Here is a 25530-nt window from a genome sequence, read left to right as displayed (position 1 = left end):
CGCAGCCATGCTGAAACAAATACGTACGGTCGCCGCCGTCGCGTTGCTGACCGTGACGACCTATGCCGTGGCGGTCGAGACGGGCGCCACCCATCCGGACACCTACGTGGTGCGCAAGGGCGACACGCTCTGGGATATCGCCGCCCGTTTCCTGAAGAAGCCGTGGCTTTGGCCGGAAATCTGGCAGGCCAACCCGCAGGTCAAGAATCCGCACCTGATCTACCCGGGCGACGTGCTGAGCCTGGCCTATCTGGACCGGGTGACGCCGCAGGGCAGCATCCAGCCGGGCAAGCGCGACGAAGCGCCGATCAATGCGATCCCGCTGGCGCAGGTTGAACCGTTCCTGAAGAACCTGACCGTCATGGACAGCTTCAAGCAGCTGCCCTACGTGGTCGGCCTGGAAGACAACCGCATGCGCGCCAGCGCCGGGCAGCAGGCCTATGTGCGCGGCCTGCAGGGCGCACAGGCCGGCCAGCGCTATGCCGTGCTGCGGCCCACGGTGCGGTATGGCCAGCCCAAGCCCAGCGACGACCTGGACGAGCGCGGCAACGTGACCCCGTTCACCGGCGACCTGTGGCGGAGCTACGTGGCCAGCAGCGACCGCCACGAACTGCTGGGCTACGAGCTGGCCCAGGTCGCCACCGGCACCGTCACCCGCGTCGGCAACGGCGAGCACGAGACCAGCACCCTGCTGCTGCAGGCCAGCGGCCGCGAAGTGCGCGCCGGCGACCGCCTGGTCCCGGTGCAGGCCAGCCCCTACGACCTGCAGTTCGTACCGCACGCCCCCAGCACGGCGGTCGCGGACGGCCACCTGCGCGTCCTGGCCGTGGCCGACGCCCTCACCTCGGGCGGTCCGCGCGACGTCATCGCCATTTCCGGCGGCGCCCGCGACGGCATCGACAACGGCACCGTGTTCTCGGTCTGGCGCAGCGGCCGCCATGTCACCGACCGCGTGACCGGCATGGCCACGTCGCGCACCGACGACGGGCTCAAGCCCGGCGCTGGTCGCGTGTCGCTGCCGGCCGAGTATGCCGCGCACGCCATGGTGTTCCGCACCTTCGACCGGGTCAGCTATGCGCTGGTGATGGAAGGCACCAAGCCGGCGCGCGTGGGTTACGAGCTCAAGCATCCGGACGCGCAGTAGGCGCGGCGTAATCCTATGCAGCAGCACGACGGCGCCCGAGGGCGCCGTCGTCGTTTCCGGGCCAGCATCCGCGCATGCCCGCCTTTCCCGACCCTGCCGGCGCGTGCGCAGACGAAGCCGAGGCGCTGCTGGCGCTGGTGCTGGCCGGCGGCAGCGCCCGGCCGCTGCGCGATCTGCTCGACCACTGCGGCAGCGCACGCCACGCGCTGGCTGCCGGGCGCCCCGCGTGGCAGGCCGCCGGCCTGGACCGACAGCAGGCGCAGGCGCTGGTCGCGCCGGCACCGGCGCGCATGGCGCAGGCACGTCGCTGGCTGGAGCATCCGCGCCACCACCTGCTCGGCTGGGGCGATGAGGACTACCCGCCCCTGCTGCGGCGTTGCCCGAATCCCCCGCTGGCCCTGTTCGTCGATGGCGACCCGGCCTGCCTGTGGCAGCCGGCCATCGCCATCGTCGGCAGCCGCAATCCCAGCGCGGGGGGCCGCGACAACGCCTACGCGTTCGCGCGCGAGCTGTCGGCGGGCGGGTTGGCGATCGGCAGCGGCCTGGCCGCCGGCATCGACGCCGCCGCCCACCGTGCCGCGCTGGATGCCGGCGGTGCCACGTTCGCGGTGATCGGCACCGGCCCGGACCTGGCGTACCCACGCCGCCATGCCCCGCTCCAGGAGCAGGTCGCCGCGACCGGAGCAGTGGTCAGCGAGTACCCACCCGGCACGCCACCGCGCAACGGCCAGTTTCCCGCCCGCAACCGGCTGCTCGCCGCGCTGTGCCTGGGCACGGTGGTGGTCGAAGCCGCCGCGCGCTCCGGCGCGCTGATCACCGCGCGGCTGGCGGCCGAAGCCGGTCGTGAAGTGTTCGCGGTGCCCGGATCGATCGGCAACGCCATGGCGTGTGGTTGCCATCGCCTGATACGCGACGGTGCAATCCTGGTGACACAACCGGCGGACATTATGGAAGGCGTGGCCAATCTGGCCGGCGAACTGGCGGGCGCCTTGCAAAACCGGTTGCTGACCCCCATTCCTGAGGCCCCGGGCAGCCCTTGCCCGGCCCCCACCCCACCGGACCCGGACTACCAGCGCTTGTGGAATGCGCTGGGTTACGACCCAACCGGTATGGATTCGTTGATCAGGCGCACTGGATTGACGGCCAGCAGGCTGTCATCCATGCTGCTGGTCATGGAACTGGAAGGGAAGGTGTCGTCCGCATACGGCTGCTACACCCGCACCTGAGGTTCCTTCACCTCCACAGCGCCGCATGGCGCAGGCCGAGGCAATGAAAGAGAGCATCCTGGACGTCCTGCTGTATCTGTTCGAACACTATTTCAGCGAGGACGCCGATCTCATCCGAGACCGCGACTCCCTGCAGAACGGCCTGATCCAGGCCGGTTTCAGCCCCACCGAGATCAGCAAGGCCTTCGACTGGCTCGATGCCCTGGCCGAGCAGCGCCCGGCCGTGGGCCAGGCGCGGGTGGACGGGCCGGTACGCATCTTCCATGGCCCGGAGCTGGACAAGCTGGACGTGGAGAGCCGCGGGTTCCTGCTGTTCCTGGAACAGCACGGCATCCTCGATGCCGACCAGCGCGAACTGGTGCTGGACCGGGCGATGGCGCTGGACCAAGACGAGCTGGACCTGGACGACCTCAAGTGGGTGGTGCTGATGGTGCTGTTCAACCAGCCGGGCGCGGAAGCCGCCTATGCCTGGATGGAAACGCAGATGTTCGTCGACGAGCCCGAGCCGCTGCACTGAGGATCGACGGCGCGGCGCATCGCGCGGCGCTGACGACCCCGCCGCCCGACTCCTGGCGGCACGCCGGGCCCGCCGGTGCCGGCGCGGGTAGCGGAAAGGACATCCCTGCGCGCCACGACGCGCCCCACCCTGGACAGCCACAAGGAGTCCCCGTGAGCCAGTGGTTCTATGCCGAGGGCAACCGCGAACGCCGCGGCCCCCTGCCCGCAGCGAGCATCGTCGAGCTGTTCCGCTCCAACCGCATCGCCGGCGACACCCTGGTCTGGCGCGAGGGCGCCAGCGACTGGCGGCCACTGGCCGACTTCGCCGCCGAGCTCGGCCTGGACATGCCCGCGGGCCAATCCTCCGCGCCGCCGCTACCACCGCCGGTGCAACAGGCACCTATCGTCGCTCCGGCGCCGCCACGGCCCGGACTGTCCGGGTGCGCCGTGGCCGGCATCATCGCCGCGGTTGCGGGCGTCGCGCTGCTGGCGATCGGCGGCATTCTGGCCGCCATCGCCATACCCGCCTACAACAGCTACCTGACCCGCGCGAAGGTGACCGCGGCGTGGGCGCAGCTGCAGCCACTCACCCAGGACGTGGCGCGGTTCGCCAGCGCCAGCGGCCACTGCCCGGTCAACGGCGACAGTGGCTTCCACAGCCCGGAAAGCTACGCCGCCGGCGATGTCGCAAGCGCGCGCATCGGCCGTTTCGAGAACGGCCACTGCGGCGTGGAGGCGCGTTTCCAGGTGCCCGGCAGGCAGGCGCTTGACGGCAAGCACCTCTGGCTCGACTACGATACGCAGACCGCCACCTGGACATGCCGGTCCGACGTGGCGGACCAACATCTGCCAGCCCAGTGCCGCGGCTGAGCCGGGACGCACACACTTCACAGGGGAATATTGATGAGTCAGTGGTATTACGCCGATGCGCAGCGCGAGCGGCATGGGCCGGTCGAAGCCGACGTGCTGCGCGACAAGTTCCGCAGGAACGAGCTGGACCTGGGCAGCCTGGTCTGGCGCGAAGGCATGTCGCAGTGGCAGCCGCTCTCGGCGATGGCCGAGGAGCTGCAGCTGCTGGTGCCGGCGGCCGCCGGTACCGGCATCGACCTGCGCGCGGACTACCAGGCGATCGAGGACGGCAGCGCCGTCGCCAAGGCCAGTGCGGCGGCGCCATCGCCGTACGCGGCGCCCACCAGCGCCACCACCGGCGAAGCGGTGGTCGGCGGCGGCGAGATCGTCTACGCCGGCTTCTGGAAGCGCGTGGCGGCCTATTTCATCGACAGCCTGGTCGTGGGCATCGTCGGCGGCGTGATCGCGATGGTCATCGGCATGGTGCTGGGCATCGGCATGGCCGGCATCGGCGGCGGCAGCGACGCCATGGGCGCGGGCTTCATCGCGATCCAGCTGCTGACCAACCTGGTCTCCATCGGCCTGGCCGCCGCCTACTACGCGGTCTTCCATGCCTCGTCCGGCAAGGCCACCCTGGGCAAGATGGCGGTGGGTATCAAGGTGGTGCGCAGCAACGGCGAACGGATCACCATCGCCCGCGGCATCGGCCGCTACTTCGCGGCCATGCTCAGCGGCCTGATCCTGTGCATCGGCTACCTGATGGCCGCCTTCACCGAGCGCAAGCAGAGCCTGCACGACATGATCTGCGACACCCTGGTGGTGGACAAATGGGCCTTCACCGACCACCCGGAGTGGCAGCAGCGCGGGCTGGGCACGGTGACCATCGTGATCCTGTCGCTGTTCGGCGTGATGGTGCTGGTGGGCATCGTCGCGCTGCTGGCGATCATCGGCATCGCCGCCTCCAACTTCAGCTGAGTCACATGCCGCCGCTTGACAACGGCGGCCTCTCCGTGATTTCTCTGGACAAGGAAAGCTGAACGCCCGGGCCCTGCCCGGGCGTTGCGCATCTCCGCATCGGCCCCGCGGCTTCACTATCGGGCGCGTTTGCGCCACCCTAGCGCCCCCCACCGGGCCCCGCCCTCCCCGCAAGAACCCACTGACATGCCTAAGCACCTGCTCATCGTCGAATCGCCCGCCAAGGCCAAGACGATCAACAAATACCTCGGCAAGGACTTCACCGTCCTGGCCTCGTATGGGCACGTGCGCGACCTGGTCCCAAAGGAAGGCGCGGTCGATCCGGACCACGGCTTCGCGATGCGCTACGACCTGATCGAGAAGAACGAGAAGCACGTCGAGGCCATCGCCAAGGCCGCCAAGGGCGCCGACGACATCTTCCTGGCGACCGACCCGGACCGCGAGGGCGAGGCCATCAGCTGGCACATCGCCGAGATCCTCAAGGAACGCGGGCTGCTGAAGGACAAGTCGATGCAGCGCGTGGTCTTCACCGAGATCACCCCGCGCGCGATCAAGGAGGCGATGGCGCAGCCGCGCGCCATTGCCGACAACCTGGTCGACGCCCAGCAGGCGCGGCGCGCGCTGGACTATCTGGTCGGCTTCAACCTCTCCCCGGTGCTGTGGCGCAAGGTGCAGCGCGGCCTGTCCGCCGGCCGCGTGCAGAGCCCGGCGCTGCGCATGATCGTCGAGCGCGAAGAGGAGATCGAGGCGTTCAAGGCGCGCGAGTACTGGTCGATCCAGGCCGACTGCGCGCATCCGACCCAGCATTTCTCGGCCAAGCTGATCAAGCTGGACGGGCAGAAGTTCGAGCAGTTCACCATCACCGACGGCGACACCGCCGAGGCCGCACGCCTGCGCATCCAGCAGGCCGCGCAGGGCCGCCTGCACGTCACCGACGTCGCCAGCAAGGAGCGCAAGCGTCGCCCGGCGCCGCCGTTCACCACCTCCACCCTGCAGCAGGAAGCCTCGCGCAAGCTCGGCTTCACCACGCGCAAGACCATGCAGGTGGCGCAGAAGCTGTACGAAGGCGTGGCGATCGGCGAGGAAGGCACCGTCGGCCTGATCTCCTACATGCGTACCGACTCGGTGAACCTGTCGCAGGACGCGCTGGTCGAGATCCGCGACGTGATCGCCCGCGACTACGGCACCGCCTCGCTGCCGGACAAGCCCAACACCTACACCACCAAGAGCAAGAACGCCCAGGAAGCGCACGAAGCGGTGCGCCCGACCTCGGCGCTGCGCACGCCGGCGCAGGTGGCCAGGTTCCTGACCGACGACGAGCGCCGGCTGTACGAGCTGATCTGGAAGCGCGCCGTGGCCTGCCAGATGATCCCGGCCACGCTCAACACGGTCAGCGTCGACCTGTCCGCCGGCAGCGAACACGTGTTCCGCGCCAGCGGCACCACCGTGGTGGTGCCCGGCTTCCTGGCCGTCTACGAGGAAGGCAAGGACAGCAGGAATGCCGAGGACGAGGACGAAGGCCGCAAGCTGCCGGCGATGAAACCCGGCGACAACGTGCCGCTGGAACGCATCGGGGCCGAACAGCATTTCACCCAGCCGCCGCCGCGCTTCACCGAAGCGGCGCTGGTCAAGGCACTGGAGGAATACGGCATCGGCCGCCCCTCGACCTACGCCTCGATCATCCAGACCCTGCTGTTCCGCAAGTACGCCGAGATGGAAGGCCGCAGCTTCAAGCCCACCGACGTCGGCCGCGCGGTCAGCAAGTTCCTGTCCAGCCACTTCACCCGCTACGTCGACTACGACTTCACCGCCCGGCTCGAGGACGAGCTGGACGCGGTGTCGCGCGGCGAAGAGGAATGGGTGCCGCTGATGGAGCGCTTCTGGGGCCCGTTCAAGGAGCTGGTCAGCGACAAGAGCGAATCGCTGGACCGCACCGACGCGGGCAGCGCGCGCGTGCTCGGCACCGACCCGGGCAGCGGCAAGGAAGTGAGCGCGCGCATCGGCCGCTTCGGGCCGATGGTGCAGATCGGCACCGTGGATGACGAGGAGAAGCCGAAGTTCGCCTCGCTTCAGCCCGGCCAGAGCATCTACTCCATCTCGCTGGAGGACGCGCTGAAGCTGTTCGACATGCCGCGCAGGCTCGGCGCCGACGCCAATGGCGAGGAAGTGAGCGTGGGCATCGGCCGCTTCGGCCCGTTCGCCAAGCGCGGCAGCACCTATGCCTCGCTGAAGAAGGAGGACGATCCGTACAAGATCGACCTGGCGCGCGCGCTGTTCCTGATCGAGGAAAAGGAAGAGATCGCCCGCAACCGCATCATCAAGGAGTTCGAGGGTTCGGACATCCAGGTGCTCAACGGCCGTTTCGGGCCCTACATCAGCGACGGCACCCTCAATGGCAAGATCCCCAAGGACCGCGAGCCGGCCTCGCTGACCCTGGCCGAGGTCCAGCAGCTGATGGCCGAGACCGGCAAGCCGGCACGCAAGGGCTTCGGCGCGAAGAAGGCCGCGGCCAAGAAGGCTGCCGTCAAGAAGACCACGGTGAAGAAGGACGCCGCGCCGAAGAAGCCGGCCGCCAAGAAGGCACCGGCCAGGAAGGCGGCGGCCAAGAAGGCCACGGCCACCAAGACCACGGCGAAGAAGGCCGTCAAGAAAGCCGTGGTGAAGGCCGCGGGCAAACCGGCGGCCGACGACGCGCCGCCGTTCTGAGCGCCGTCTCGCCCTGCCGCCCCGGCAGGGGGATAATCGCGTACCTGTACCAGGCCGCCCACGGGCGGTCTGGCGCGTCTGGCCTCCCTGCGTTCCCGCGGCCACCGCCGCGGTAGCCAACGGTACCCCCGATGATTGAATTCGATCTGCAGAACGTGGTCCCGGCGCTGCGCGCCGGAAGCGTCATCGCCTATCCGACCGAAGCGGTCTGGGGCCTGGGCTGCGACCCGGCCAACGAAACGGCGGTGATGAAACTGCTGGCGCTCAAGCAGCGGCCGGTCGAGAAGGGCATGATCCTGGTCGCCGCCGACGTGACGCAGCTGCAAGGCTGGGTGCGGCTGGACGCGCTGGCCGACGACCGCCGCCAGGCGGTGCTGGACAGCTGGCCCGGGGCCCATACCTGGATCGTGCCGGCCGGGCCGCTCGCCCCGCGCTGGATCACCGGCGAACACACCGGCATCGCGGTGCGGGTCAGCGCGCATCCGCAGGTACGCGCCCTGTGCCAGGCCTGGGGCGGCCCGCTGGTCTCGACCAGCGCCAACCTCGCCGGGCAGCCGCCGGCACGCGCCCGCGACCAGCTCGACCCGGCCCTGCTGGCGCAGCTCGACGGGCTGCTCGATGGCGCCACCGGCGGGCTGGCGCAGCCCACCCGCATCCGCGTCGCCGCCACCGGCCAGGTGCTGCGCGAGTAAGCCACCCGGCGCGGGGTCCCGGGGGCGGCAGGCGCCCACCACCACGGCCGGAAACGCCCGCCTACCCGCGGTCCGCCAGATGCGGCACCATGGCCGCATGCGTGTCCGCCTGCTCCTGCCCGGGTTCCTGGGCCTGCTGCCCGCCATGGCGATGGCCGCCGAGCCGCCGCCGGCCGACAGCGTGCGCATTTACCGCTGCGTGGCTGCCAATGGCGCGGTCACGCTGCAGGACGCCCCCTGCGCCGGTACGCATCGGCAGCAGGTGCTGGACATGCAGCGCCCCCGGGATCCACCGCCGCGGCCGGCGGTGGCGCCCGCCACTGCGCCAGTGCCACCGCCACCGGAGCGCGAAGTGCGCATCGTCACCGTGCAGCCGCCGCAGCCCCTGTACGAGTGCATCGCGCCGGATGGCGGGCGCTACACCAGCGAAGACGGTCTCGGCACGCCGCGCTGGGTGCCGCTGTGGGTCGGCGGCCATCACCCGCCCGGGCGCATCGGCACCGCGCCACCGGCTTCCGGTGGCGGCATGGTCGCGGGCGGACGGCCCGGCCACGGCCACCCGCACCCCGGCGGCGCCGTCATCGCCAGCGGCACCTGGGTCCGCGATGTCTGTCACCCGCTGCCACAACAGGAAGTGTGCGCGCGCCTGCGCGACCGTCGCTGGGAACTGGTGCGCCGCTACAACAGCGCGCTGCAGAGCGAACGCCAGGCCCTGACCCGCGAACAGCGCGGCATCGAGGCACGGCTGGACCGCGATTGCGGCGGCCATTGACGCCGCCGGCGCGGCTCAGAACCCGTAGCGCAGGAAGCCGCCGTCCACCGCGATGCACTCGCCGGTGACATAGCTCGACGCCGGCAGGCACAGGAAGCCGACCGCCGCGGCCACTTCCTCCGGCTCGCCGATGCGGCGCATCGGCGTGCGCGCGATCACTTCGTCGTAGTAGTCGGCGTCGGACAGCGGCCCGGAGGTGCGCCGGGTGCGGATATACCACGGCGCCACCGAGTTCACCCGGATGCCGTCCTCGGCCCATTCGCAGGCGAGGTTGCGGGTCATCTGCTGCAGCGCCGCCTTGGTCATGCCGTAGACCACGCCACTGCGCACATGGGTGATGCCGGACACGCTGCCGACGTTGACGATGGCCGACGCGGCGTGGCGGGTGAGCAGCGGGTAGGCATAGCGCGACAGCTCGAACGCCGAGAACAGGTTGGTCTCGAAAATCCCGCGCCACTCGTCCTCGCTGTAGTCGTTGGCCGGCTTGGTGATGTTGCCGCCGGCGTTGTTGACCAGCAGGTTCAGCCCGCCATGGTCTTCGACCCAGTCCAGGATCGCCTGGCGGTCCTCGTCGTCGGCGACGTCGGCGGACAGGCCGTGGATGGCGCGGCCGGGGAATTCGTCGGCCAGGTCGTCGCGCGCCTGCGCCAGCGCGTCGGCATCGCGCGCCACCAGCAACAGGTCGGCGCCGAAACCGAGCAGTTCGCGCGCGATGGCCAGGCCGATGCCGGCGCTGGCGCCGGTGATCAGTGCGGTCTGTCCGTCCAGCCGCCAGCGGTTCGTGTTCATGGGTGAAGGATACCGCCGCGCCGGCCGCGGGTCAGGTTGCGGCCGTGGCGGTGTGTCACGATGGGCGCCTGCCCGCACAGGAGCACGCCGATGGACATCCGTCATTGCCTGCTGCCGATGGCCCTGGCCCTGCTGGCCGGTTGCGGCAGGCCGCAGCCGCCGGAGACCGAGCGCCGGCCCGATCCCCAGGCCGCGGCGCCGCACCGCGCTGGCCTGCCCGCGCGGACGCTGGCCGGCGGCACCGTTGCCGATACGGTCGCGGCTGCCGGGGCACAAATGCATGCACGGCCGGTTGGCCGCGCGCCGTAGCCACGCGCGCACCACACGGCTGAAACGACAACGCCGCCCGGGGGCGGCGTTGCCAGGTCACGCGGTGGCGGCGCTTACAGACCGCAGAAGCAGTAGGCCAGCGCCTTGACCGGCGCGCCGTTGCGGTCCTTCACCGCATCCTCGACGAAGCGCAGCTGCGCGTCCATTTCCGGCAGGGTGCGCGCCAGCATCAACCGCGCCAGGCTGGAATCGGACAGCATCCAGGCGCCGGCGCGGCTGCCGGCGAAGCCGGTCATGAACTGCGCGAACGGCGTGGCCGCCTTCTCGATGTAGTTCACCCGGTACTTGTCCGGCTCGCCGAGCTTGGCACGCCCGGCGGCATCGGCGATCGCGGCCTTGAGGCCACCGAACGCGTCCACCAGCCCGCGTTCCTTGGCCTGCGCACCGCTCCACACGCGGCCACGCGCGACCTCGTCGATGGCATCCACGTCGCGGTCGCGCGCCTGCGCCACCTTGCCGGTGAAGTCGGCGTAGCCCTTGTCGATGACCGACTGCACCACGCGGCCCACCGCCGGATCCATCGGCCGGGTGACGTCGAACGCGCCGGCGAAACGGGTGGTACCCACGCCATCGGTATGCACGCCGATCTTGTCCAGGCTGCGCGCGAAGTTGGGAATCATGCCGAAGATGCCGATCGAACCGGTGATGGTCGATTCGTCGGCGTAGATGCGGTCGGCGTTCATGCTGATCCAATAGCCGCCGGACGCGGCCAGGTCGCCCATCGACACCACCACCGGCTTGCCGGCGGCCTTGAGCGCCTCGACCTCGCGCCGGATCTGCTCGGAGGCGAAGACTTCGCCGCCCGGGGAATCCACGCGCAGCACCACCGCCTTGACGTCGTCGTCGTCGCGCGCGGCGCGCAGCAGCGCCGAGGTGGAGACGCCGCCAACGCGGCCGGCCGGCAGGTCGCCGCCGGCGATCTCGCCCTCGGCCACCACCACCGCCACCTGCGGGCGGTGATCGATCGGCGAGCGGCGCGCATCGACCTGGGTCAGGTAGTCGCCCAGCGCGATCTGGCGGAAGCCGCCCTCGGCGTCGCTGTCGGCCACGCCACGCTGGGTGAGCAGCGTTTCCACTTCCTCGCGGGTCTTGAGCCCGTCCACCAGCTTCTGCTGCAGGGCGAAGCGCGCCAGGTCGCCACCGGCCGCGGCGATGCCCTCGGGCAGGGTGTCGATGCCGGCGGCCAGCTGCGCGGCGTCGAGCTTGCGCGCCTTGGCGATGTCGCCCAGGTAGCGCTGCCACACGTCGTTCATCCAGAACAGGTCGGCTTCCTTGGCCTGCGGCGAGGCGGCATCGAGCACGTAGGGCTCGGCGGCCGACTTGTACTCACCCACCTTGAACAGGTGCACGTCCACGCCCAGCTTGTCCTGCAGGCCGCTGCGGAAGTACTGGCGGTAGCGGCCCAGCCCCTCGAGCAGCAGGCTGCCCATCGGGTCCAGGTAGACCTCGTCGGCCTGCGCGGCCAACAGGTACTGTGACTGGTTCATGTTCTCGCTGAAGGCCACCAGCTGCTTGCCGGAGGCGCGCAGTTCCTGCAGCGCGGCGGCCACTTCGCGCATCGAGGCGAAGCCGGAGGGCTGCAGCTTGTCCAGCTCCAGCACCACGCGTTCGATCTTCTTGTCGTCGCGCGCGGCCTCGATGGCGCGGATCAGGTCGCGCAGCTGGATCTCCTCGGCGTTGTTGTCGCCCACCGCCTTGGCCAGCGCGCGGCTCACCGGATCGGTGCTGTACTGCTCGACCAGACGGCCTTCCGGGGCGATCACCAGGGTGGTGCGGTCCTGCAGGATCTTGGCCGACGATGCGCCCTTGCCCATCGCCACCATCATCACGATCAGCACCAGGAACAGCAGGCCGAAGAACACGAGGTTGAGGATCAGCCGCCGGGTGAAGTTCATCACGTCCCACAGCCCGACGAAAAAGCGGGCGATGGGGTTGCGGCGAGGCAGCGGTGGGGGATTCATGGACGCTCCGGAAGGGGCTTGTTGCAAAGCAGGATACCCATAACCGGCGGACCCGGCATGGGCTTCAAGTCAGGGGGCCGGCTGGAGGAGCAGGCGCTGGCTGCTGATCCGCAGGCGCCAGCCCATCAGCACCGCGGCGGCGGTCAGGCCCATGATCAGGCCGATCCACATGCCCTGCGGTCCCCAGCCCAGGCCCAGGCCGAGGCCGGCGCCGAGCGGCATGCCCAGGCCCCAGTACGCGAACATGGCGATGAACATCGGCACGCGCGTGTCCTTGAGCCCGCGCAGCGCGCCGGCCGACAGCACCTGGATGCCATCGGGGAACTGGAAGGCCGCCGCGTACAGCAGCAGGGTGGAGGCCAGCGCGGCCACCGCCAGGTCATCGGTATACAGGCGCACCACCGCGTCGTGGCCCAGCAGCAGCACGGTGATCGACAGCAGCTGCGTGACCAGCACGATCGCGTAGCCGGCCCAGGTGGCGCGGCGCACGCCCAGCGGATCGTTGCCGCCCACCGCATGGCCGACGCGCACGGTGGTGGCCTCGGCCACGCCCATCGGGATCATGAAACACAGCTGGGCGACGTTGATGGCGATCTGGTGGGCGCTGGCCTCGACCGCGCCGATACGGCCGATCAGCAGCGCGGTGATGATGAACAGACCGCCTTCCATGAGCACGGTGATGCCGATCGGCAGGCCGGTACGCAGCAGGTCCCAGATCGCGCGCCAGCGCGGCGGCTCGAAATGACCGAACAGCCGCAGGTGGGCGAAACGCCGGGTCTTCCACAGGTAGCCGGCGAAACACAGCGCCTGCAGCCACATCGTCACCGACGAGGCGATGCCCAGGCCTTCGGCACCCATTTCGGGAAAGCCAAAGCGGCCATTGCACAGCGCATAGCCCAGCGGCCCCAGCACCAGCAGCCCGCCGAACCCGAGCAGCATGGTCGGCAGCGTCCAGTGCATGCCCTCGCTCAGGTAACGCATGCAGAAATAGAGCGTCAGCGCCGGCACGCCCCAGCGGATCGCGTGCAGGAAGCCGGTGGCGCCGGGAACGATCTCCGGGGCGATGCCGAACGCGGGCAGGAACGCCGGCACCACGCTGAGGAAAGCGAACATCAGCGCGCTCAGGCCCACGCCCAGCCACAGCGCCTGGCGGAACAGCGGGCCGATGTCGCGCTCGCGGCCGGCGCCGTGCAGCTGCGACACCGAGGCGGTCAGCGAGATCAGGGTGCCGATCGGCACCAGCATCGGCAGCCACAGCAATGCGGTGCCGATGCTGACCGCGGCGAAGGTATCGGTACCGTGGTGGCCGGCGATGGTGTTGTCGACGAAGGCGATCAGGCCGGTCGAAACATGGCCCAGGACCAGCGGCAGGGCGAGCAACCCGGTGGCGCGCACTTCCTGGCGGAAGCGCGGCGTGGCGGTGGTGGACATGCGGGAAATGGCGCGGACTGCGGCCGGCGCGGGACGCGCTGTTGCCGGGTCGCGGAGGGGACGCATTGTAATGGCTATGGATGAAGCCGGGTGAAAGGCGCGACCTTGACGACACTTTCGCCCTGGCCGCGGCACCGGCGCCATGGCCGGCGTGCGCGTCTCAGCGCGATTCGGTGCGCTGCCGCAGCCAGTCGCCGCGCTGCGCCGCCGGCAGCGCCAGCAGGCGCTCGCGCAGCGCATCGCGCTCCTGCGGCGGCGTGCGCTGCGCCAGCACGCCCAGCTGCGCCAACTGCGTGGCGTCAAGCTGGCGCAGCAGCGCCAGCATCGGTTCGCGCTGGTGTCCGGGCAGGTAGCCCAGCAACGGCTGCAGCTTCGGGTAGTGCGCGCCCAGCTGCGGGCCCAGCCGCCAGCCATCGCGGTGCAGGCGGTCCAGGCCGAGGAAGCGGTTGCGCACGGCCGCGCGCTCGGACGCGGGCAATGCCGCCACCTCGGCCGCGGCCCGGCGCACCCGCTGGCGCTCGGATTCGGGCAGCGCGCGCCACGCCGCATATCGTGCGCGCAGCTCGCGCTGCTGGGCCGGGGCCAGTGCCTGCCAGCCCACCGCCGGATCGGGCGCGGGCGTGGTACTGCCCGCCGGCAGGACAGGCACCACCGGCGCCGCCAACGACGACGCGGCCGGCAACAGCGCCAGCACTACCACTAGCAGCCCCTCAATCCTCGGCATCGACCGTCTCCAGTGCACCGCCGGCAGGTTCGGCGCGGCCGGGCTGCGCCTGCGATTCGTCCACCGGCAGCGGGCCGCCGGCGGCGTACCAGGCATGGAAGTCGGCGTCCCGCGCCAGCGCCAGCTCCGGATCGGCCAGCATCGCGGCATCGTCGGCGGCATGGCTGCCGGCGGCCGCCGGCCCGGCGGGGGCGCCGTCGTCCGGCAGCGCTTCCACCTGCACCGGACCATTGTCCGCCACCGCGCCCTCGGCGGCCGGCGCCGCCGCACCCGGCAACGCCGGGCCATGGCGGGTCCACCCCCAGGCCAGGACCAGCGCCAGCAGCAGCAACGGCAGGCACAGCAACAGCCAGGTCCGCCGGCTCCAGCGCGCGCGGGTACGGCGCGGCGCGCGCACCCTACGTCCATCGGCCTCCACCCGGGGCGCGGGTGCCGGCCGCGGCGCCGGCGCCGCGGCAGCCGCGGTCATCCCGCGCAGTTGTTCCAGCTGTTGTACCTGCCCGGCCGGCAGCTCGCGGACCCGTGCCTGCACCTGCTCGGCCAGCCCGCGCCAGGCCAGTGCATCCGGATGGCCCTGCGCATCCAGTGGGCAGGCAGCGGCCAGCGCGCGCCGGTATGCCTCGGGCGTGAGCCCCAGCACGGCGGCCGCGGCGTCTTCGTCCAGGCCACCACCGACACGCAGCAAGAGTGCCAGCCGCGGTTCGGGCGCCAGCCGTTGCAGGTGCAGCAGCGCGGGCGGCCAGCGCCCGCCCTGGGACGGTGCCCGCAGTTGCGGGCTGCCGCACAGCAACGCCCAGAAGCGCGCCGGCCAGTCGGCCATGGGCAGGTCCGCGGCGGGGCCGGCAAAGGCACGCATGGCGGCCGCCACGGCCTGGGCGGCGGCGGCCTCGTCGCCGCCCTGCAGGCTGGCGACGACCAGCGCGCGGCGTTCGACACCTTTCAGGAAAGCGGACAGGGCGCTGGCTGCGGCCGGTGCGGGGGAGGCGGGTGCAGCCATCAGGTGGACTCCTTCATCGGCGGGAATGATACCCAGCCGATCCCGCCCTGCAGATGCCGCCGGCGGCGGCCTCCACGCGCTCTTCACGCCGTTGCGGGCGGCCCATGCCGCAACTTGTGCACAGCGTCAATAGTCCGGCCCCGGATGCCCGCGATTGCGGCAGCGCGCCCACATTTCGCTTTTGTTTCACGGCCAAGTGGTTGATTTTAAATATATTGATGGCGTGGCTATTTTTTGACCAAGTTGACTGAAAGGCTTCAACCACCGCCTTGGACGCGTGGAGCACAATGCTGATGCACAGAGTTATCCACAAGTTGTGTGGATAAGCTCAAATCTCCAATCGGGGCCTGCGTTTACGCGGTGTTTATGCTTCTGGCGCTGCACAAGCGCACGCAAGTAACGCGCCCGCCGGCGCAGGCACGGGCGGCCCGCGGGCAGCGGGCGCGGGGGTGTGCCGGGCACCGGCCGCCGCCTACACTGCCGCCCATGCCCACCTGCCCCACCCTGCGCATCGCGCTGCCGGTTCCGTTGCCGCAGACCTTCGATTACCTGCCCCCGCCCGGCAGTCCGGCGCCGGACACCGGCGATGCCGGGCGCCGGATCAAGGTGCCGTTCGGCAACCGCGAGCTGGTCGGCATGGTCGAGGGCATCGGCACGGTGCAGGACCCGGCGACCCTGCGCGAGGCGCTGCAATGGCTGGATGGGCCGCCGCTGCTCGGCGGTGAACTGTATGCCTCGCTGCGCTGGCTGGCGCGCTATGCGCATGCGCCGCTCGGCGAGGTGGTCGCCACCGCGCTGCCGGCGCCCCTGCGGCGCGGCGAACCGCTGCCCGATACCCAGGAGTGGGGCTGGGCACTGACCGCGGCCGGTCGCGAGGGCCTGTCGCGGCTGCGCGCGGGCAGCCGGCCGCGACGCCTGGCCGAGCTGCTCGGCGACGGTCCCCTGGCCGAGGACGCGCTGGCCGCGCGCATGGACGGTTGGCGCGAGGCCGGGCGCGCCCTGCTCAAGCGCGGCTTCGCGCAGCGCGTGGCGCTGGCGGCGGCACCGGCGGTTGCGCAGCCGCTGCCGGGGCTGGACCCCAACCCGCAGCAGCACACGGCGATCGCGGCGATCACCGCGGCCGACGGCTTCCAGCCCTTCCTGCTGGACGGGGTCACCGGCAGCGGCAAGACCGAGGTCTACCTGCAGGCCATCGCCCGCTGCCTGGCGCAGGGCCGGCAGGCGCTGGTGCTGGTACCGGAGATCGGCCTGACCCCGCAGATGCTGGCGCGCTTCCGCGGCCGCCTGGGCATCGCCGTGCACGCGCTGCATTCGGGACTGAACGACAACGAGCGCGCACGGGTGTGGGCGGCGGCCGCGCGCGGCCAGGCGCGGGTGATCGTCGGCACCCGCTCGGCGGTGTTCACGCCGCTGCCGCAGGCCGGGCTGCTGATCGTCGACGAGGAACACGACGGCAGCTACAAGCAGCAGGACGGCATCCGCTACCACGCCCGCGACTTCGCCCTGGTGCGCGGCAAGGCGCTGGACGTGCCGGTGGTGCTGGGCAGTGCCACGCCGTCGCTGGAATCGCTGCACAACGCGCGTGCCGGCCGCTACACCCACCTGCGCCTGCAGCAGCGCGCCGGCGACGCGCGACCGCCGGCGGTGCGGGTGTTCGACGTGCGCAAGCGGCCACTGCAGGACGGCCTCTCGCCGGAAGTGCTGGCCGGCATCGACCAGCACCTGCGTGCCGGCAACCAGGTACTGGTGTTCAAGAACCGGCGGGGTTACGCGCCGGTGCTGTTGTGCCACGACTGCGGCTGGACCGCGCCGTGCAGCCGCTGCAGCACGCCGTTGCACACCACCCCGATGACCGTGCATGGCGCCGGGCGCCGCCTGCAGTGCCACCATTGCGGCGCGCGCGCGCCGGTGCCGCTGGCCTGCCCGGACTGCGCCAGCCTGGCGCTGCAGCCGCAGGGCATCGGCACCGAGCGGCTGGAGGAGCGGCTGCTGCAGCTGTTCCCGGATTTCCCGGTGCTGCGCATCGACCGCGGCACCACCGCCCGCCGCGACGCGCTGGAACAGACCCTGGCCACCCTCGGCGCGCAACCCGGCATCCTGGTCGGCACCCAGATCCTGGCCAAGGGCCACGACCTGCCGCGGCTGACCCTGGTGGTGGTGGTGGGGATCGACGAAGGCCTGTTCTCGGCCGACTTCCGCGCCAGCGAGAAGCTGGCCCAGCAGTTGATCCAGGTCGCCGGCCGCGCCGGCCGCGCCGACCGCCCCGGCGAGGTCTGGCTGCAGACCCACCACCCGGACAACGCGTTGCTGCACACGCTGGTCAACGGCGGCTACCACGCCTTCGCCGATGCCGAACTGGCGCAGCGCGAAGCCGCCGGCTTCCCGCCGTTCGCGCATCTGGCGCTGATCCGCGCCGAGGCCAGGCAGGTGGAGCATGCCAATGCGTTCCTGGCCACGGTGAAACAGGCCGTTCCCGACGCCAGCCCGGTCGAATGCTACGGCCCGATGCCGGCGCCGATGCCGCGCCGCGCCGGTTTCCAGCGTACCCAGCTGCTGCTGTCGGCGACGCAGCGGCGTGCGCTGCACGGCCTGCTCGACACGCTGATGCCGCAGGTCTACCCGCTGCCGCAGGCCCGGCGCGTGCGCTGGTCGCTGGACGTGGACCCGATGGACCTGTATTGACGGCGGCGCCCGGCCGCGCGCCGGGCATGCGATACCGGGTCAGCGCGCCGCGGCGGCCGGCACCGTGCGATAGAACCCGGCGATCCCGGCGATGAAATCCTGCGGGTCGGCACCGACCAGGTTGGTCAGCACGACCACCGCCAGGCCCTCGTCGGGATAGATGCGGAAGGCCGCGCGGGCGCCGCCCATGCTGGTCACTTCGCGATGCGGGGCGGCGCCGGCCACCGGCCAGCCGGCGGCCCAGTCGCCCAGGCCGCCATTGTTCAACCGCTCCGGCGCCCACATGCGCTCGCGCACACCCGCATCGAGCAGCCGCCCCTGCATCAGCCCCACCAGCCACTGCGCCAGTTCGTTGGCGGTGGTCTGGATCCCGCCGCCCGCCCACAGCCCGTGCGGCACGTCGTAGAACCAGTGCGACAGCCGCGCGGGCATGCCCGGCGCATCGCTCCGGCGCGGCAGGAAGCTGTACACGGTGGCCGCGCCGGCGACCAGGTCGTAGCTGTCGCCGAAGCGCGAACGGCGCATGCGCAGCGGCGCGAACTGGTGTTCGGCGACGAACGCCGCGTACGGCATCGCGCCCTGCCCTTCGACGATCCGCGCCAGCAGCCCGTAGTTGGTCTGGTTGTAGGCGAAGCGCTCGCCCGGCGCGGCCTGCAGCGGCATCGCCGCCACCGCCTGCCACGCGTCGGGCTCCGTGCCGGTGCCGACCAGCCCCTGCGCGTCGACGATGTCTGGCAGCCCGGAGGTGTGCGCGAGCAGCTGGCGCACGCGGATCCCACGCCACGCCGGCGGCAGGTCCGCCAGGTAGGTCGAGATCGGCGCCTCCAGGTCGACGCGCCCGGCCTGCACCAGCTGCATCACCGCCACGCCGGTGAAGGCCTTGGTCGCGGAGTTGATCGGGAACAGGGTCGTGGGTTCGACCGGCACGCGGTTCTCAACATTGGCCAGGCCGTGGCTTTCGGAGAACACCACGCGACCGTCGCGGACCACCGCGACCTGCAGGCCCGGGATGCCCCGCGCCTTCATCGTCGCGCGGACGAAGTCGCGGGCGGCGGCATTGGCATCGGCCAGGGAAGCGGCGGTGGCCGGCGCGCCGGCCAGCAGGGCAAGTAGCGCCAGCAGCAACAGCCGGCGGAGCGTGGTCGGCATCCAATGTTCTCCAGGGTCGGGTATGGCCGATGCGCACCGACAGGTGCGCGACTGGAGGTTGGATGGCGGACAGGTGCAGAAAGGTTTAAAGCGACGCGACCGCAGCCGCCCTCTCCCCCGCGGGGAGAGGGGGCCGGCGTGCGCTCACCAGGTGCGGCGCAGCGGATGCGCTTCGGTGTTGAACACCACGCCGTCGAAGTCCAGGGTCTCGGCGGGGGCGAACAGCAGGTAGTAGTACTTGAAGGTCTCGGCGAACAGGAAGCTCTCCATCGAGTCGTCCTTCTCCTTGCTGCGCACATCCTTCAGCGCCGAGAAGCCGTGTTCGGTGCGGGTGTATTTCACGAAGTCCTCGAAGAACTCCTTGCCCATGCCGCGGTAGCGCGCGTCGCCGGTGTAATGGTGCAGGTAGTAGGCCGACTCGACGATTTCCGGACGCAGCGCGTAACCCGGCGAGCGCACCTGCATCGCCGCGTAGTCCAGCGATTCCGGTTCGATGCCGTGCAGCCGCCACATCTTCAGGTTGGACTCCTGCAGGCGCCTGGCGCGTTCCAGGTCGCCCCCCAGCGCCAGCAGCCCCGGCATGAACGCATCCAGCGCGCCGTAGGTGGTGGACGTACGCGCGCCGCTGTCCATGTCGGCGTGGCCGTACCACAGCTCGCCGTCGCGCACCTCGTCGGCCAGGTACCGGTTGAGCGGGCCGATGCTGTCCTCCCACATGCGTTTGCAGTCCTCGTCGCCGAACAGCTTCCAGCACTTGAGCAGGTACTCGTAGTAGGAGTCGATGCCGCCGGCGATCGAGGCGTCCTTGTTGGTCCACTCACCGGTCTCGACATTGATGTTCAGCCCGACCAGGCCGATCTTCGAGCGGCGCTTGTAGGTTTCCACCAGCGCGCGCTTGGCCTTGTCGTAGTACGCCTGCTTGCCGGTGAGCCTGGCCAGGGTGCCGAACTCCAGCAGCAGGGTGCCGGTTTCGGCCGGGTTGCTGATCGTGCCGCGGGTCTTGCCGGTGCGCAGGTTGACGTGGGTGTACGGCAGGCCGGTGGGGCTGTCGAACACCGGCGACAGCCGCGTGCCGAGGTCGTCGGCGAGCTTGAGCAGGCGCGCGTCGTTGGTCATCTGGTAGGCCGACAGCAGGCCACCGAGCAGGCGGATGGTGACCTCGAAGTTCTGCACTTCGATGTCCTGGTCGAACGACAGCTGGCCGACGATCAGTTCGCGCGCCTCGTTGGCCTCCTTGTCCAGGCCCAGCAGCAGCAGCGTGTCCAGCGCGTCGACCGGCGACATCAGCAGCGGCGCCGGGTACCAGTCGCGCGGCTGCGCGCTGATCGGCTTCAGGTCGTCGTGGCCCCTGGCGTACTGCATGTAGCCCTGCCAGGCATGGCGGGTAGCCTCGCGCACCTGCTCGGCCATGCGTGCGGCCTCGGCGGCGTCGACCGCCGGCACGTCGGCGGTGGCGGCCGGGGTGGCGGTGGTCACCGCATCGGCCGGCGCGGCGGCGGGCGGCGACGGGCTGCAGGCGGACAGCGCCAGCAGCAGGGCGGCGGCCAGGGGGGCGTTGCGCAGGGCTCGGTTCATCATCGGGTCCTCGGGGTGGAAGCGGGGTCGTGCGGGGGAGTGGAAGCGGCGTGCAGGGTGTCGCCCAGGGTGCGCACGCGCAGCGCGGCGCGCAGTGCGTCGAGACGGGCGTCGGCGTCCACGCGCAGCTCGCGGGTTTCGCCCGGCAGCAGGTCGAAGGCGTTGTCGTCCACGCGGGCGCCGGTGTCGCCGAAATCGACCCACACCGCGCGCACCAGGCCATCGGCGTGCAGTCGCAGGCGATAGTCGCCGCCGTCGGCAACCAGCTCGGCGCGCAGCTGGCCGGCGGCCAGCGCCTGCTCCCTGGCCGGCACGAAATGCACCAGCCGCCGCGCGACCACCTCGCCGTCGCGCAGCAGCTCGAACGCCGCCACGCTGCGTGCCGGGTCGTGGCCCTTGAGCAGGTCGGCATCGACCAGATCGGCCACCGCGGTCGCGGCCATCGGCGCCAGGGTGATGGTTTCCTGCTGGCGCGCGAACTCGCCACCGGCCACATCCATGACCCGCACGCGCCACTGCGCGGTGAGCGGCTGGCGGCCATCGTTGAGCAGGCGGAAGCGGGTGACGCCGTCCTCGTCGCGCAGCGCCGCCACGGCCACCTCGGCGAAGAAGCGGCGCGCGTGGTAATGCAGCGCCTTCCAGTGGCCGAAGTAATCCAGGCTCGACCATGACGCGCCCGGCCACACGTCGTTGAGCTGCCAGTACAGCGAGCCCATCGTGTACGGCCGCGAGGCGCGGTGGTGCAGCGCCGCCAGTTCAATGCCCTCGGCCTGCATCACCTGGCTGAGGTAGATGAAGTCGGCGAACGAGGCCGGCGTGCCGTACTCGCGCTCGATGTAGTGCAGCAGGCGTTCGTTGCCCTGGCCGGCCATGAACTTCTGGTGGGCGCGGATCACCGGCCCGTCGATGCGCTGCTCGTCGTGCGTGGCAAATGCGTCCACCGTGGACAGCTGTGGCCACGCCTGCAGGCCGTACTCGGACATGAAGCGCGGCGTTTCGCGCAGGTAGGCGGTCACCGGCAGCGCCGGGCCGCCCCACACGTCCCAGTAGTGCTTGTCGCCGCGCCGGGAGTCGTTGGCCTTGGCGTCCAGGTCGTTGCCCGGCGAGCTGGACCAGTAGGGCACGCCCAGCGCCTCCTCGGCCACCACCTGGCGCAGGTCGTTGCCGAACAGGTCCACATAACCCTGCCACACCTTGGCCGCGAACCCGGGGTCGGCGGCGGCCAGCGCCTTGCCGTGCCCCCAGTCCTTCCACGCGGTTTCCTCTTCGTTGTTGCCGCACCACAGCACGATGCTCGGGTGATGGCGCAGGCGACGGATGTTGTCGCGCGCCTCGGCCACCACGTTGGCGCGGAACCCCGGGTCGTAGCCGGGCTGCATGCCGCCACCGAACATGAAGTCCTGCCACACCAGCAGGCCCAGTTCGTCGGTGATGTCGAAGAAGTCGTCGCTCTCGTAGTAGCCGCCACCCCAGTTGCGCAGCATGTTCATGTGGGCGTCGCGCGCGGCCTGCAGGTCGCGGCGCAGGCGCTCGCGGGTGACCCGCGCCGGGAACGATTCGAACGGAATGACGTTGGCGCCCTTGGCGAACACCGGCACACCGTTGATGACGAAGGCGAAGCCCTGGCCGCCATCGGCGTCCGCCTCGCGGCGCAGTTCCACCGTGCGCAGGCCGGTGCGCCGCAGCGCCTCGCGCGCCGGATCGCCACCGCCATCGATGCGCGCCTGCACGGTGTAGCGGTCCTGTGCGCCATAGCCCACCGGCCACCAGCGCCGCGGCTGCGCGATCTCCAGCGGCAGTTGCACCGTGTTCTGGCCGGGATGCAGGGTGACCTCGCGTTCGAGCCGGGCGACGCGGCGCCCGTCGGGGTCGAGCACATCCACTGCGACGCTGGCCTTGCCCACCGTGGCGCCCCGCTCCACCTGCAGCAGCACGCCCAGGCGCGCGCGCTGGTCGTCCAGCGCGTCGGTGCGCACGGCCAGGTCGGTGATGCGGTGCTGGTCCCAGCTGTCCAGGTGCACTGGCCGCCATACGCCGGCGGTGACGTAGCGCGGGCCCCAGTCCCAGCCGAAGTGGTAGGCCGGCTTGCGCGCGAAGTTGCCGACCATCGCGTCCTTGGGCTCGTCGCCATAGGGCGAGGGATAGTTGCCGGCGATCTTGTGCGGCATCGCCTGCACCTGCGGCAGCAACGTGCGGATCGGCGAGCGGAACACGACGCGCAGTTCGTTGCCCTGCGCGCGCAGGCGCCCATCGACGCGCGCGCGCCAGGTGCGGTGCGCGTTGTCGGCCTTCAGCAGCGGCTGGCCGTTGAGGCTGACCTCGGCGAAGGTGTCCAGGCCGTCGAAGCGCAGTTCGGCATGGCGGCGCGCCAGCGTGGCCGCATCGACGTCGAAACGCGCGCGGTATTCCCAGTCGGCCAGGCCGATCCACTGCAGCCCGGCCTCGGCCGCGCCCACGTGGGGATCGCCGATGACGCCGGCCGTCTGCAGGTCGTCATGCACGCTGCCCGGCACCTGCGCCGGGCGCCAGGCATCGAGCCCGGGGTGCGCCGGCAGCTGCGCATCGCCCGGCAACAGGCGGAAGCTCCACTGCGCCTGCAGCGGCGCGGCCGCGGCGATGCCGGTGAAGGCACACAGCAGGCACGGCAGCAGCACGCGCCAGAGCCTTGCCAACCGGACTTGCATCGATCCAAAACCGAATGTCGCCTGGCGCATGCCTGCCTCCCGTCGTCGCCGTCGCGGATGTCGCCGGGCCTCAGCCCGGCATGCCCTCGCGCACCACGTTCAATACTTCGTGGCAGGCGCCCATGGTGTGGTAATCGGTCTTGCCGGCCGGGCTCTTCTCGTCGTCGTACTTGCGGTTGTCGGCGTCGAGGATGCGGAACCAGGCGCCATGGGTGTGGTCGACGAAGTGCTCCCACGAATACGCCCACAGCTTCCCGTACCACTGCCAGTACGCGTCGTCACCGGTGCGCCGGGCGAGCAGCGCGGCGGCGGCCAGCGATTCGGCCTGCACCCAGAAGTACTTGTCGTCATCACAGATATCCGCCGGTCCCTCCGCAGCAGCCCCGGCATCCACGGCCGGACGCGCCGATGCTTGCGCTTCGTTCAGCGCCTGCTGCAGCCCGGCCGGTGCGAAGCCGTAGTACAGGCCGCCACGCGTGGCGTCCCACGAACGGGTGACGGCGCTGTCGAACAGATGGCGCGCGGTCGGCAGCAGCCAGTCGGCCTCGACGTGGCGGTCCAGGATCATCAGCAGCTTGGCCCACTCGGTCTGGTGGCCGGGCTGGAAGCCCCAGGGACGGAACAGGTGCTTCGGGTTGTCCAGGTTGTAGTGCCAGTCGACGTTCCAGTCGGCGTCGTAATGCTCCCACACCAGCCCGCCGGCCTTGGCCGCCTGGCGGCGGGTCATGTTGTCGGCCAGCTGCAGCGCGCGCTCCAGGTAGCGGCGCTCGCCGCTGGCCTCGAAGGCGGCCAGCATCGCCTCGCACATGTGCATGTTGGCGTTCTGACCACGGTAGCCGGTGAAGTTCCAGTGCGCGTCGGCCTCGTCGCGGTACAGGCCGTGCCGCGGCTCCCAGAAGTGCGTTTCCAGCAGCTGCCAGGTTTCGTCCATCCACTGCCGGCCCTGCTCGATGCCGGCCTTGAGCGCGCAGCTGTAGGCCAGCAGCACGAAGGCCACGCCGTAGCAGTGGTTCATGTCGTCCTCGACCGTGCCGTCGCGCAGGGTCCAGGCGTAGCCGCCGGTGGCCGGATTGCGGTGAACGTTGCGCAGGTAATCCACGCCGTGCTTCACCGCGGCCAGGTACTCGGGGTTGCCGAACTCGCGGTAGGCCATGGCGTAGTTGAAGACGAAGCGGGTGCTGCTGACCAGGTGGCGGTGGCGGGCGTCGTAAACGCTGCCATCGTCCTTGTAGTAGTGGAAGAAGCCGCCGGCCGGGTCGATGCAGCGCGGGTGGTAGAACGCCATGGTGTCGGCGATGTGCGCGCGCAGGAAAGCCGGGGAACGGAAATCGGGAGCGGGAGTGTTCATGCGATGGCGTCCTGTTGCTGCAGCAGCTGCTGCACTTCTTCGAGTTCGGGCATGGCGGCGAAGGCGCCCTTGCGGGTGACCGCCAGCGCGCCCACCGCCGCGGCGAAACGCAAGGTGGCGGTGATGGCATCGTGGTCGTGGCAGAACGCGTCGAATGCGGCGCCGGTACCGCCGCGTTCGGCCAGGCCGTACAGCACGCCGCCGACGAAGGCGTCGCCGGCCGCGGTGGTGTCCACGGCGGGCACGCGGAAGCTGGGCACCTGGCCCTGGGCCTCGCGGGTCAACCAGCGCAGTGGCGCGGCGCCATCGGTGATGATCACCCAGCGCGCCTGCGCGCCGAGCAGGCGCCGCAGTACCCGCGCCTCGCCGTCCTCGCCGAACGGGGCCGCCAGGTAGTCCAGTTCCTCGCGCGAAAGCTTGACCAGGTCGGCGCGCTCCAGCGCCTGCCACAGCCACGGCGTCGGGTCGACCGCGGCGGGCCACAGCGCCGGACGCAGGTTGAGGTCGAGGCTGACCACCGCGCCGGCGGCGCGCGCGCGGTCCATGCCGGTGAAGGTGGCCGCGGCGATATCCGGCTCGGTCAGGCTGTTGGAACAGACGTGGAAGCAGCCGGTGCCGTCGAAGCAGGCCGGGTGGAAATGCCCGGCACGGAACAGCAGGTCCGCGGCCGGCGGCCGGTAGAAGCTGAAGCTGCGTTCGCCGTCCGCATCCAGCGCGACGAACGCCAGCGCGGTCTTGGCCGCATCGGTGCGCACGATGCAGTCGGTGAGCACGCCGGCCTCGGCCAGGCTCTCGGCAAGGAAGTCGCCGAACATGTCGCGGCCGAGCATGCCGGCGAAATAACTGCGTGCGCCCAGCCGCGCCGCCGCCACCGCGACGTTGGCCGGCGCCCCGCCGGCGTACTGCAGGAACGCGCGCGGGGTCTCCGGCGTGGCCGGCGGCTGCGCCAGTAGATCGATCAAAATTTCACCGAAACAAACAATCTTGCCCATCTGGCC

The 25530-nt window shown here is 70.9% G+C and carries 20 protein-coding genes; 10 read left to right on the top strand and 10 right to left on the bottom strand.

Annotated elements, in window-relative coordinates; translation table 11 throughout:
• Positions 1-7 precede the first annotated feature (7 nt).
• The 8 genes from MKP15_RS12115 (at position 8) to MKP15_RS12080 (ending at position 8862) form a co-directional block, all read left to right on the top strand.
• Positions 8-1144 (top strand): LysM peptidoglycan-binding domain-containing protein, encoded by a 1137-nt coding sequence (locus tag MKP15_RS12115; RefSeq protein WP_240212865.1) that lies wholly within the window; start codon positions 8-10, stop codon positions 1142-1144.
• Positions 1145-1218: 74 nt separating this feature from the next.
• Positions 1219-2370 (top strand): DNA-processing protein DprA, encoded by a 1152-nt coding sequence (dprA, locus tag MKP15_RS12110; protein WP_240212864.1) that lies wholly within the window; start codon positions 1219-1221, stop codon positions 2368-2370.
• Between the two features lie 43 nt (positions 2371-2413).
• Positions 2414-2887: a DUF494 family protein gene (locus MKP15_RS12105; protein ID WP_054668528.1), complete on the top strand. Its 474-nt coding sequence runs from the start codon at positions 2414-2416 to the stop codon at positions 2885-2887.
• A gap of 152 nt (positions 2888-3039) precedes the next feature.
• Entirely contained in the window at positions 3040-3738 is a 699-nt protein-coding gene (locus MKP15_RS12100; RefSeq protein ID WP_240212863.1) for a pilin, read from the top strand.
• 33 nt (positions 3739-3771) lie between these two features.
• Positions 3772-4692: an RDD family protein gene (locus MKP15_RS12095; protein ID WP_240212862.1), complete on the top strand. Its 921-nt coding sequence runs from the start codon at positions 3772-3774 to the stop codon at positions 4690-4692.
• A gap of 186 nt (positions 4693-4878) precedes the next feature.
• Positions 4879-7398: a DNA topoisomerase I gene (locus MKP15_RS12090; RefSeq protein WP_240212861.1), complete on the top strand. Its 2520-nt coding sequence runs from the start codon at positions 4879-4881 to the stop codon at positions 7396-7398.
• 131 nt (positions 7399-7529) lie between these two features.
• On the top strand, positions 7530-8090 hold the full coding sequence (locus tag MKP15_RS12085; protein ID WP_161614162.1) for a Sua5/YciO/YrdC/YwlC family protein: 561 nt from the start codon (positions 7530-7532) through the stop codon (positions 8088-8090).
• Between the two features lie 145 nt (positions 8091-8235).
• Positions 8236-8862, top strand: a complete 627-nt coding sequence (locus MKP15_RS12080; RefSeq protein WP_237723490.1) for a DUF4124 domain-containing protein — start codon at positions 8236-8238, stop codon at positions 8860-8862.
• Positions 8863-8877: 15 nt separating this feature from the next.
• Here the strand turns inward: MKP15_RS12080 and MKP15_RS12075 are convergent, their stop codons facing one another.
• On the bottom strand, positions 8878-9651 hold the full coding sequence (locus MKP15_RS12075) for an SDR family oxidoreductase (protein ID WP_104937836.1): 774 nt from the start codon (positions 9649-9651) through the stop codon (positions 8878-8880).
• A 60-nt stretch (positions 9652-9711) separates the two neighbouring features.
• Between MKP15_RS12075 and MKP15_RS12070 the strand changes: the two genes are divergently transcribed.
• The gene (locus MKP15_RS12070) at positions 9712-9960 is read left to right on the top strand and encodes a hypothetical protein (RefSeq protein ID WP_240212860.1); all 249 of its coding nucleotides are present in this window, start codon (positions 9712-9714) and stop codon (positions 9958-9960) included.
• Positions 9961-10034: 74 nt separating this feature from the next.
• On the opposite strand, the gene sppA is transcribed toward MKP15_RS12070, so the two are convergent.
• From sppA to MKP15_RS12050, 4 genes are all read right to left on the bottom strand, one after another.
• Entirely contained in the window at positions 10035-11942 is a 1908-nt protein-coding gene (gene sppA, locus MKP15_RS12065; protein WP_240212859.1) for a signal peptide peptidase SppA, read from the bottom strand.
• Between the two features lie 69 nt (positions 11943-12011).
• Positions 12012-13373: an MATE family efflux transporter gene (locus MKP15_RS12060; RefSeq protein ID WP_240212858.1), complete on the bottom strand. Its 1362-nt coding sequence runs from the start codon at positions 13371-13373 to the stop codon at positions 12012-12014.
• Between the two features lie 160 nt (positions 13374-13533).
• Positions 13534-14097, bottom strand: coding sequence for a DUF3106 domain-containing protein (locus MKP15_RS12055; RefSeq protein WP_240212857.1), 564 nt, complete (start codon positions 14095-14097; stop codon positions 13534-13536).
• Complete coding sequence (locus MKP15_RS12050) at positions 14084-15094, bottom strand: hypothetical protein (RefSeq protein WP_240212856.1); 1011 nt, start codon at positions 15092-15094, stop codon at positions 14084-14086. The genes MKP15_RS12055 and MKP15_RS12050 overlap by 14 nt, the downstream gene beginning before the upstream one ends.
• A 486-nt stretch (positions 15095-15580) precedes the next feature.
• On the opposite strand from MKP15_RS12050, the gene MKP15_RS12045 reads away from it, so the two are divergent.
• Positions 15581-17776, top strand: a complete 2196-nt coding sequence (locus MKP15_RS12045; protein ID WP_240212855.1) for a primosomal protein N' — start codon at positions 15581-15583, stop codon at positions 17774-17776.
• A 39-nt stretch (positions 17777-17815) separates the two neighbouring features.
• Here the strand turns inward: MKP15_RS12045 and MKP15_RS12040 are convergent, their stop codons facing one another.
• The 5 genes from MKP15_RS12040 to MKP15_RS12020 form a co-directional block, all read right to left on the bottom strand.
• Positions 17816-18925: a serine hydrolase domain-containing protein gene (locus tag MKP15_RS12040; protein ID WP_240212854.1), complete on the bottom strand. Its 1110-nt coding sequence runs from the start codon at positions 18923-18925 to the stop codon at positions 17816-17818.
• Positions 18926-19069: 144 nt separating this feature from the next.
• Entirely contained in the window at positions 19070-20500 is a 1431-nt protein-coding gene (locus tag MKP15_RS12035) for a glycoside hydrolase family 47 protein (RefSeq protein ID WP_240212853.1), read from the bottom strand.
• Positions 20500-23184, bottom strand: a complete 2685-nt coding sequence (locus MKP15_RS12030) for a glycoside hydrolase family 2 protein (RefSeq protein WP_240212852.1) — start codon at positions 23182-23184, stop codon at positions 20500-20502. The genes MKP15_RS12035 and MKP15_RS12030 overlap by 1 nt, the downstream gene beginning before the upstream one ends.
• 70 nt (positions 23185-23254) lie before the next feature.
• Complete coding sequence (locus MKP15_RS12025) at positions 23255-24532, bottom strand: AGE family epimerase/isomerase (RefSeq protein WP_240212851.1); 1278 nt, start codon at positions 24530-24532, stop codon at positions 23255-23257.
• A complete protein-coding gene (locus tag MKP15_RS12020) occupies positions 24529-25524 on the bottom strand; it encodes a carbohydrate kinase (protein ID WP_240212850.1) in 996 nt (331 codons plus the stop codon). Before MKP15_RS12020 ends, MKP15_RS12025 begins: the two co-directional genes overlap by 4 nt.
• Between the last annotated feature and the right edge of the window lie 6 nt (positions 25525-25530).

The sequence above is a fragment of the Stenotrophomonas sp. Y6 genome (genome assembly GCF_022436665.1).
Taxonomy (GTDB): Bacteria; Pseudomonadota; Gammaproteobacteria; order Xanthomonadales; family Xanthomonadaceae; genus Stenotrophomonas; species Stenotrophomonas acidaminiphila_A.
Note: the sequence above shows the minus strand (reverse complement) of the source record. Positions and strands in the feature narration are given on the sequence as shown.

What these genes read in the sequence shown, in the direction of transcription:
- MKP15_RS12115 (WP_240212865.1), top strand. Translation starts at nt 8, where the DNA reads ATGCTGAAACAAATACGTACGGTCGCCGCCGTCGCGTTGCTGACCGTG.
- dprA (WP_240212864.1), top strand. Translation starts at nt 1,219, where the DNA reads ATGCCCGCCTTTCCCGACCCTGCCGGCGCGTGCGCAGACGAAGCCGAG.
- MKP15_RS12105 (WP_054668528.1), top strand. Translation starts at nt 2,414, where the DNA reads ATGAAAGAGAGCATCCTGGACGTCCTGCTGTATCTGTTCGAACACTAT.
- MKP15_RS12095 (WP_240212862.1), top strand. Translation starts at nt 3,772, where the DNA reads ATGAGTCAGTGGTATTACGCCGATGCGCAGCGCGAGCGGCATGGGCCG.
- MKP15_RS12090 (WP_240212861.1), top strand. Translation starts at nt 4,879, where the DNA reads ATGCCTAAGCACCTGCTCATCGTCGAATCGCCCGCCAAGGCCAAGACG.
- MKP15_RS12085 (WP_161614162.1), top strand. Translation starts at nt 7,530, where the DNA reads ATGATTGAATTCGATCTGCAGAACGTGGTCCCGGCGCTGCGCGCCGGA.
- MKP15_RS12080 (WP_237723490.1), top strand. Translation starts at nt 8,236, where the DNA reads ATGGCGATGGCCGCCGAGCCGCCGCCGGCCGACAGCGTGCGCATTTAC.
- MKP15_RS12075 (WP_104937836.1), bottom strand. Translation starts at nt 9,651, where the DNA reads ATGAACACGAACCGCTGGCGGCTGGACGGACAGACCGCACTGATCACC.
- MKP15_RS12070 (WP_240212860.1), top strand. Translation starts at nt 9,712, where the DNA reads ATGGGCGCCTGCCCGCACAGGAGCACGCCGATGGACATCCGTCATTGC.
- sppA (WP_240212859.1), bottom strand. Translation starts at nt 11,942, where the DNA reads ATGAATCCCCCACCGCTGCCTCGCCGCAACCCCATCGCCCGCTTTTTC.
- MKP15_RS12060 (WP_240212858.1), bottom strand. Translation starts at nt 13,373, where the DNA reads ATGTCCACCACCGCCACGCCGCGCTTCCGCCAGGAAGTGCGCGCCACC.
- MKP15_RS12055 (WP_240212857.1), bottom strand. Translation starts at nt 14,097, where the DNA reads ATGCCGAGGATTGAGGGGCTGCTAGTGGTAGTGCTGGCGCTGTTGCCG.
- MKP15_RS12050 (WP_240212856.1), bottom strand. Translation starts at nt 15,094, where the DNA reads ATGGCTGCACCCGCCTCCCCCGCACCGGCCGCAGCCAGCGCCCTGTCC.
- MKP15_RS12045 (WP_240212855.1), top strand. Translation starts at nt 15,581, where the DNA reads ATGCCCACCTGCCCCACCCTGCGCATCGCGCTGCCGGTTCCGTTGCCG.
- MKP15_RS12040 (WP_240212854.1), bottom strand. Translation starts at nt 18,925, where the DNA reads ATGCCGACCACGCTCCGCCGGCTGTTGCTGCTGGCGCTACTTGCCCTG.
- MKP15_RS12035 (WP_240212853.1), bottom strand. Translation starts at nt 20,500, where the DNA reads ATGAACCGAGCCCTGCGCAACGCCCCCCTGGCCGCCGCCCTGCTGCTG.
- MKP15_RS12030 (WP_240212852.1), bottom strand. Translation starts at nt 23,184, where the DNA reads ATGCAAGTCCGGTTGGCAAGGCTCTGGCGCGTGCTGCTGCCGTGCCTG.
- MKP15_RS12025 (WP_240212851.1), bottom strand. Translation starts at nt 24,532, where the DNA reads ATGAACACTCCCGCTCCCGATTTCCGTTCCCCGGCTTTCCTGCGCGCG.
- MKP15_RS12020 (WP_240212850.1), bottom strand. Translation starts at nt 25,524, where the DNA reads ATGGGCAAGATTGTTTGTTTCGGTGAAATTTTGATCGATCTACTGGCG.